The organism is Acidovorax sp. (assembly GCF_046314175.1).
Classification (GTDB): Bacteria; Pseudomonadota; Gammaproteobacteria; order Burkholderiales; family Burkholderiaceae_C; genus Acidovorax.
The window spans coordinates 1-6,727 of the sequence record NZ_JBKBXG010000147.1 but is presented as its reverse complement, the minus strand read 5'-3'; the positions used below and the strand labels follow the sequence as shown (position 1 = coordinate 6,727).

7 protein-coding genes and 1 tRNA gene are annotated in these 6,727 nt (G+C 59.1%); 7 read left to right on the top strand and 1 reads right to left on the bottom strand.

The features are described from left to right. Positions 1-38 precede the first annotated feature (38 nt). From ACK4OE_RS24490 to ACK4OE_RS24470, 5 genes are all read left to right on the top strand, one after another. Positions 39-1,451, top strand: coding sequence for a cytochrome b (locus tag ACK4OE_RS24490; protein WP_409888991.1), 1,413 nt, complete (start codon positions 39-41; stop codon positions 1,449-1,451). A 19-nt stretch (positions 1,452-1,470) separates the two neighbouring features. Continuing rightward, positions 1,471-2,229, top strand: a complete 759-nt coding sequence (locus ACK4OE_RS24485) for a cytochrome c1 (RefSeq protein WP_409888989.1) — start codon at positions 1,471-1,473, stop codon at positions 2,227-2,229. A 102-nt stretch (positions 2,230-2,331) separates the two neighbouring features. After that, on the top strand, positions 2,332-2,943 hold the full coding sequence (locus ACK4OE_RS24480; RefSeq protein WP_409888988.1) for a glutathione S-transferase N-terminal domain-containing protein: 612 nt from the start codon (positions 2,332-2,334) through the stop codon (positions 2,941-2,943). Between the two features lie 55 nt (positions 2,944-2,998). After that, positions 2,999-3,541: a ClpXP protease specificity-enhancing factor gene (locus ACK4OE_RS24475; protein WP_409888986.1), complete on the top strand. Its 543-nt coding sequence runs from the start codon at positions 2,999-3,001 to the stop codon at positions 3,539-3,541. A 49-nt stretch (positions 3,542-3,590) separates the two neighbouring features. Further along, a tRNA-Thr gene (locus ACK4OE_RS24470) sits at positions 3,591-3,666 on the top strand. Positions 3,667-3,709: 43 nt separating this feature from the next. Here the strand turns inward: ACK4OE_RS24470 and ACK4OE_RS24465 are convergent. Then, positions 3,710-4,009: a hypothetical protein gene (locus ACK4OE_RS24465; protein WP_056060290.1), complete on the bottom strand. Its 300-nt coding sequence runs from the start codon at positions 4,007-4,009 to the stop codon at positions 3,710-3,712. A 32-nt stretch (positions 4,010-4,041) separates the two neighbouring features. Between ACK4OE_RS24465 and ACK4OE_RS24460 the strand changes: the two genes are divergently transcribed. Both ACK4OE_RS24460 and secA read left to right on the top strand, forming a co-directional pair. Next, positions 4,042-5,025, top strand: coding sequence for a M23 family metallopeptidase (locus ACK4OE_RS24460; RefSeq protein WP_409888983.1), 984 nt, complete (start codon positions 4,042-4,044; stop codon positions 5,023-5,025). A 145-nt stretch (positions 5,026-5,170) separates the two neighbouring features. Continuing rightward, a partial coding sequence (secA, locus tag ACK4OE_RS24455) for a preprotein translocase subunit SecA (RefSeq protein WP_409888981.1) occupies positions 5,171-6,727 on the top strand: 1,557 nt, incomplete at its 3' end.

Below are 6,727 nucleotides of genomic sequence, written 5' to 3'. Positions count from 1 at the left end.
TTGATCGGCGAAGACAAGAAGGCCTGAGGTAAATCGACATGGCTGAATTCAAGGAAATCTCCCCCAACGCCTCGGCAGGCGCCAAGGTCACGAACTGGTTCGAGAACCGCTTCCCGACCGCGTTTGACGCCTACAAGGTGCACATGTCGGAGTACTACGCTCCGAAGAACTTCAATTTCTGGTACATCTTTGGCTCGCTCGCCTTGGTCGTGCTGGTGATTCAGATCGTGACCGGCATTTTCCTGGTCATGCACTACAAGCCCGACGCCAACCTGGCGTTTGCTTCGGTTGAGTACATCATGCGCGATGTGCCCTGGGGTTGGCTGATCCGCTACATGCACTCCACAGGCGCCTCAGCGTTCTTTGTGGTGGTGTACTTGCATATGTTCCGTGGGCTCATCTACGGCAGCTACCGCAAGCCGCGCGAACTGGTCTGGATCTTCGGCTGCGCCATCTTTCTGTGCCTGATGGCCGAAGCCTTCATGGGCTATCTGCTGCCCTGGGGCCAGATGTCGTACTGGGGCGCCCAGGTGATCGTGAACCTGTTCGCTGCCATTCCTTTCATCGGTCCTGATCTGGCCTTGCTGATCCGTGGCGACTTCGTGGTGGGTGATGCCACGCTGAACCGCTTCTTCAGCTTCCATGTGATCGCTGTCCCGCTGGTGCTGCTGGGCTTGGTGGTGGCCCACTTGCTGGCGCTGCACGACGTGGGCTCCAACAACCCCGACGGCGTGGAAATCAAGGGCCCCAAGGCGCCCAAGGATGCCAACGGCAAGCCTCTCGACGGCGTGCCCTTCCATCCCTACTACACGGTGCACGATATCTTCGCGCTGAGCATGTTCCTGATGGCGTTCACGGCCGTGGTGTTCTTCGCGCCCGAGTTCGGTGGTTACTTCTTGGAGTACAACAACTTCATCCCGGCCGACCCGCTGGTGACTCCGTTGCACATTGCGCCAGTCTGGTACTTCACGCCGTTCTATTCGATGCTGCGTGCTATCACCAGCGAGATGATGTACGCGCTGATTCTGTGTGTGGTGGGCGCAGCAGCCTTCGGCGTCTTCAAGGCAAAGCTGCCCAGCTTCGTCAAGATTGGCATCGTCGGTGCGGCTGTTGTGGCCTGTGCGCTAATGCTCGCCATTGACGCCAAGTTCTGGGGCGTGGTCGTGATGGGCGGCGCTGTGATCATCCTGTTCTTCCTGCCTTGGCTGGATTTCAGCCCCGTCAGGTCGATCCGCTATCGCCCTGACTGGCACAAGTACCTGTACGGCATCTTTGTGATCAATTTCCTGATCCTGGGCTACCTGGGTGTGCAGCCGCCATCGCCGATTGGCGAACGCGTGTCGCAAGTAGGGACGCTGTTCTACTTTGGCTTCTTCCTGCTGATGCCCTGGTGGAGCCGTATTGGCGAAGCCAAGGCTGTGCCTGACCGCGTAACGTTTGTCGCGCACTGAGCCCCAGGAGATAACAACAATGAAGAAAATCATCCTCACGCTGGCAGCTGTCCTCGGGCTGACCATGGGTTCTGCATTTGCCGCAGGCGGTGGCATTCCCCTGGACAAGGCTCCGGGTAAGACCAATGACCTCGCGTCCCTGCAAAACGGCGCCAAGATCTTCGTCAACTACTGCCTCAACTGCCATTCGGCAGCGTTCATGCGTTTTAATCGCCTGAAAGACATCGGTTTGACGGACCAGCAGGTCAAGGACAACCTTCTGTTCACCACCGACAAGGTGGGCGAAACGATGAAGGCGGCCATTGACCCCAAGCAAGCTAAAGCCTGGTTTGGTGCCAATCCTCCAGATTTGACGGTGATTGCCCGGTCGCGTGCTGGCGCTGGGGGTCCCGGTGCGGACTACTTGTACACCTATCTGCGTACCTACTATCGCGACGAAAACAAGCCCACGGGCTGGAACAATCTGGTGTTCCCCAATGTGGGTATGCCCCATGTGCTGTGGGAGTTGCAGGGTGATCGCCGCCCGGTGTTTGAAGAACACGAAAGCCACGGTAGCAAGACCCAGGTTTTCAAGGGCTGGGAGCAGGTTCGGCCTGGTCTCATGACGCCGCTTCAATACGACCAGGCCATCGGTGACCTGGTGAACTACATGCAGTGGATGGCAGAGCCCGCACAAAACACCCGCAAGCGCGTGGGTGTGTGGGTCCTGATTTTCCTGGGGGTGTTCACCATCATCGCCTGGAGGCTGAACGCAGCCTTCTGGAAGGACGTGAAGTAAACGCCAGATCCATCGAAAAGCACCCTTCGGGGTGCCATTGGGTTTTTTGTAGAGTGGGCGCTTTTGGCGTCCCACTCTTTTGATTTTTAGGAGCCTCCCACCATGATGGTGCTTTACTCGGGTACGACCTGTCCCTTCTCCCACCGCTGCCGCTTTGTCCTGTTCGAAAAGGGCATGGACTTTGAAATCCGCGATGTGGACCTGTACAACAAGCCCGAAGACATCAGCGTGATGAATCCGTATGGCCAGGTGCCCATTCTGGTGGAGCGCGACCTGATCCTGTACGAGTCGAACATCATCAATGAGTACATCGATGAGCGTTTCCCGCACCCACAACTCATGCCCGGCGACCCTGTGGACCGTGCCCGCGTGCGCCTGTTCCTGCTGAACTTCGAAAAAGAGCTGTTCGTGCATGTGAACATCCTCGAATCGCGTGCCACCAAGGGTAACGAGAAGGCGCTGGAGAAGGCGCGTGCGCATATCCGCGACCGTCTCACGCAGCTGGCCCCGGTGTTTCTCAAGAACAAATACATGCTGGGCGACAACTTCTCGATGCTGGATGTTGCCATTGCACCGCTGCTGTGGCGCCTGGACTACTACGGCATCGAGCTGAGCAAGAATGCGGCTCCGCTGCTTAAGTATGCAGAACGCATCTTCTCGCGTCCTGCCTACATCGAGGCGCTGACACCTTCTGAAAAGGTCATGCGCAAGTAAGCTCCGGTCTATCTGCTCATTTTTCTATTCACTGCAGTCGCCGCGAGCTCTATTCATGAACGCCCAGGAATCCACGTCTACACGCCCCTATCTCATTCGTGCTCTGTACGAATGGTGTACTGATAACGGGCTGACGCCCTACGTAGCGGTGCGTGTGGACGATTCCGTGCAGGTGCCGCGTGAGTATGTGAAGGATGGCGAGATTGTTCTGAACATCAGCTTTGATGCCACCAGTTCGCTGCAACTGGGCAATGACTTCATTGAGTTCAAGGCACGGTTTGGCGGCAAGCCGCGTGAAATCCTCGTCCCGATCGGGCGCGTGATTGCAATCTATGCGCGCGAAAATGGCCAGGGAATGGCGTTTCCTCCACCGGTAGACAACCTTTCTGGTGGCGATGTGGTAAACGCCCACGCTGCCATAGCGGATGTGCTGGCGTCAACGTCGGATGCCGCCACTACCAGTGTCGTGCCGGCCCCTGAAGACCGTGTAGTGCAGCTTGTGACCGCCGAAGATGGCAAGAAGGACGATGGCGGTGATGCGCCACGGCCGCCGCCCACAGCGGGCGGTGCGCGACCTTCGCTCAAGCGCGTCAAATAGGCTGAATTTCAAATTTCAACGCTGTTTTTTCACTTAGAATCCAGCGTTCGCCGGTTTAGCTCAGTTGGTAGAGCACCCGCCTTGTAAGCGGTAGGTCGTCAGTTCGATTCCGACAACCGGCACCATTTCTCTTGTTTCTCTCGCATTCCCAAGTTCAGGCGCAAGCCGTTAAGTTTGAACTTTCAGGCGAATCGCGTTAACCTCCCACCCCCGGCTGCGCAAATGCGCCTGCAACGCAGGCAGCAGCTGGCGTATTTTTGCCGCTGCGGCGTTGCTTTTTACCAGCAGGCACCAGCTGTCCCCGTCAATGGGGCCAGCTTGTACGGCGGGTCGCAATGCCGCAGGGATCAGCAACTCAATGGCCTTGAGCCGGTCGCTGGAGTCGCGTGTCAGTGCTGTCAGCTTGGCCAGCGTGGGAGATTCCTCGCTGGCTTGCTGCAGGGTGACGGCGTAGTGGCGGCGGTTCATGGTGTGGCGTCTTCGGGCGTGGAGAACTAGGTGTGCATCTGATTATCACGGACGCCAGACTGGCGCGTAGCCGGGCCATTCATTTGTCCGGTACGCGTTTGCTGCTGGCGGGGTTTGCGGTTTCGCTGTGCCTGATGCTGGTGGCTGCGAGCCTCTACCACTGGGTGTTCTTGAAGGGCGCACGCGAGGGGTGGCCCATCGTGGGTTCGCTGGTGCGCCTGGTGGTGAAGGATGAGTTTGCAGAGCGTGATCGTTTCATGCGCGCCAACCTGGATGCCATGGCGCGCCGGGTGGGAGAAATGCAGGCGCGCATGGTGCAACTTGAATCTTTGGGTGACAGGGTGCTGGGGCTGGCGGGCATGGCGCCTGCCGACGTTCAGAAGACCGATGGGCGCGGTGGCGTTCTGATCGGTGCACGCCGCCTGTCGGTGGAGGAGTTGCAGTCCACCCTCGATGAACTGGAACGCGTCACAAACCAGCGGGTGGATTTGATGACTGTGATGGAGTCACGTCTTTTTGATCAGCACATCCGCAAAAAAATGATTCCCACCCACGCCCCCGTCACGGGCCGCACTGCGGGCTCAGCTTTTGGGTGGCGTGTGGACCCGATCACAGGCCAGTCGGCCCTGCACACGGGACTGGATTTTCAGGCCGATACGGGCACCCCCATCCTCGCGGCCGCCGGCGGTGTGGTGGTTACGCAGGAATACCACTCTGCTTACGGCAACATGATCGAGGTGGACCATGGCAACCAGCTGATCACCCGGTATGCCCATGCATCACGCACGCTGGTTAAACAAGGCGACATCGTGCGCCGTGGGCAAAAGATTGCAGAGGTCGGTTCGACGGGGCGCTCTACCGGCCCGCACCTGCATTTCGAGGTACTGGTACAAGGGGTTTTTCAGGATCCCCAAAAATTCCTGAGCGCTGGTGGCACCCCCACCGAAGCCCAGGTGGCGGCTGCCCAGCCGACTGCCTTGCCCGGCCATACGGCCACACCTGCAGCAGGCAGGTAAAATCGCTGGTCCGGCGTCTGCCGCCCGGGATGGCAATGCTTGCAATCCCGAAACGCGGACCCACCTGAACTCAATTCATCTTAGGGATTTCGGTCGCTTGACGCGCTGTTAGCAACAATGCAGCGAGGCAAGCGGTTCTGTTCGCATGGCCACCAACTTCCTCACCAAACTATTCGGCAGCCGCAATGATCGGCTCCTCAAGCAGTACCGCAAGACGGTGACACGCATCAATGCGATGGAGCCCGACTACGAGAAGCTGTCCGACGAGCAGCTTCGCGCCAAGACGCAGGAGTTCAAGGAGCGCGTGACCAAGGGCGAGTCGCTGGACGACATTCTCCCCGAGGCGTTTGCTGTGGTCCGTGAGGGCTCCAAGCGCATCATGAAGATGCGGCATTTCGATGTGCAGTTGCTCGGTGGCATGGCGCTGCACTTTGGCAAGATCGCCGAAATGCGCACTGGTGAAGGCAAGACCCTGACCGCCACACTGCCCGTGTACCTCAATGCCTTGTCGGGCAAGGGCGTGCATGTGGTGACGGTCAACGACTACCTCGCCAACCGCGATGCGCAGTGGATGGGGCGTCTGTACAACTTCCTGGGCCTCACGGTGGGTATCAACCTGCCCAACATGCCGCGCGAGCAGAAGCAGGAGGCCTACCGTGCGGACATCACGTACGGTACCAACAACGAATACGGCTTCGATTACCTGCGCGACAACATGGTCTACGAGGCTGCAGACCGCGTGCAGCAAGGCCTGAACTTCGCCATCGTCGATGAGGTGGACTCCATCCTGATCGACGAGGCCCGCACCCCGCTCATCATCAGCGGCCAGGCCGAAGACCACACGGCGATGTACATCGCCATGAACAAGGTGGTTCCGCTGCTGGTGCGTCAAGAGGGCGAAGCCGACCCGCGGACGGGCGAAGGCGTCACCAAGCCCGGCGACTTCACACTGGACGAAAAAACCCACCAGGTGTTCCTGACCGAGCAGGGCCACGAAAGCGCCGAGCGCATTCTGGTCAGCCAGGGTCTGATTGCTGAAGGTGCTTCGGTGTATGACCCGGCCAACATCACGCTGATGCATCACCTGTATGCAGCGCTGCGGGCCAACCACTTGTACAACCGCGACCAGCACTATGTGGTGCAAGAGGGCGAGATTGTCATCGTGGACGAGTTCACCGGCCGCCTGATGTCGGGCCGCCGCTGGAGTGAAGGCCTGCACCAGGCTGTGGAAGCCAAGGAAGGCGTGAACATTCAGGCCGAGAACCAGACGCTGGCCTCGATCACGTTCCAGAACTATTTCCGCCTGTACAAAAAACTGGCCGGTATGACCGGTACGGCCGACACCGAAGCCTACGAGTTCCAGGAAATCTACGGCCTCGAAACCACCGTCATTCCACCCAACCGCCCCAGCCGCCGTGACGACCAACTTGACCGCGTCTACAAGACCACGCGCGAAAAGTACGAAGCGGCCATCAAGGACATCCGCGAATGCCACGAACGTGGCCAGCCGGTGCTGGTGGGTACCACGTCGATCGAGAACTCGGAAATCATCGACCAGCTGCTGAACAAGGAAGGCCTGCCACACCAGGTGCTCAACGCCAAGCAGCACGCCCGCGAAGCAGACATCGTGGCGCAGGCCGGGCGCGAGGGCATGATCACCATTGCGACCAACATGGCCGGTCGGGGCACCGACATCGTGCTG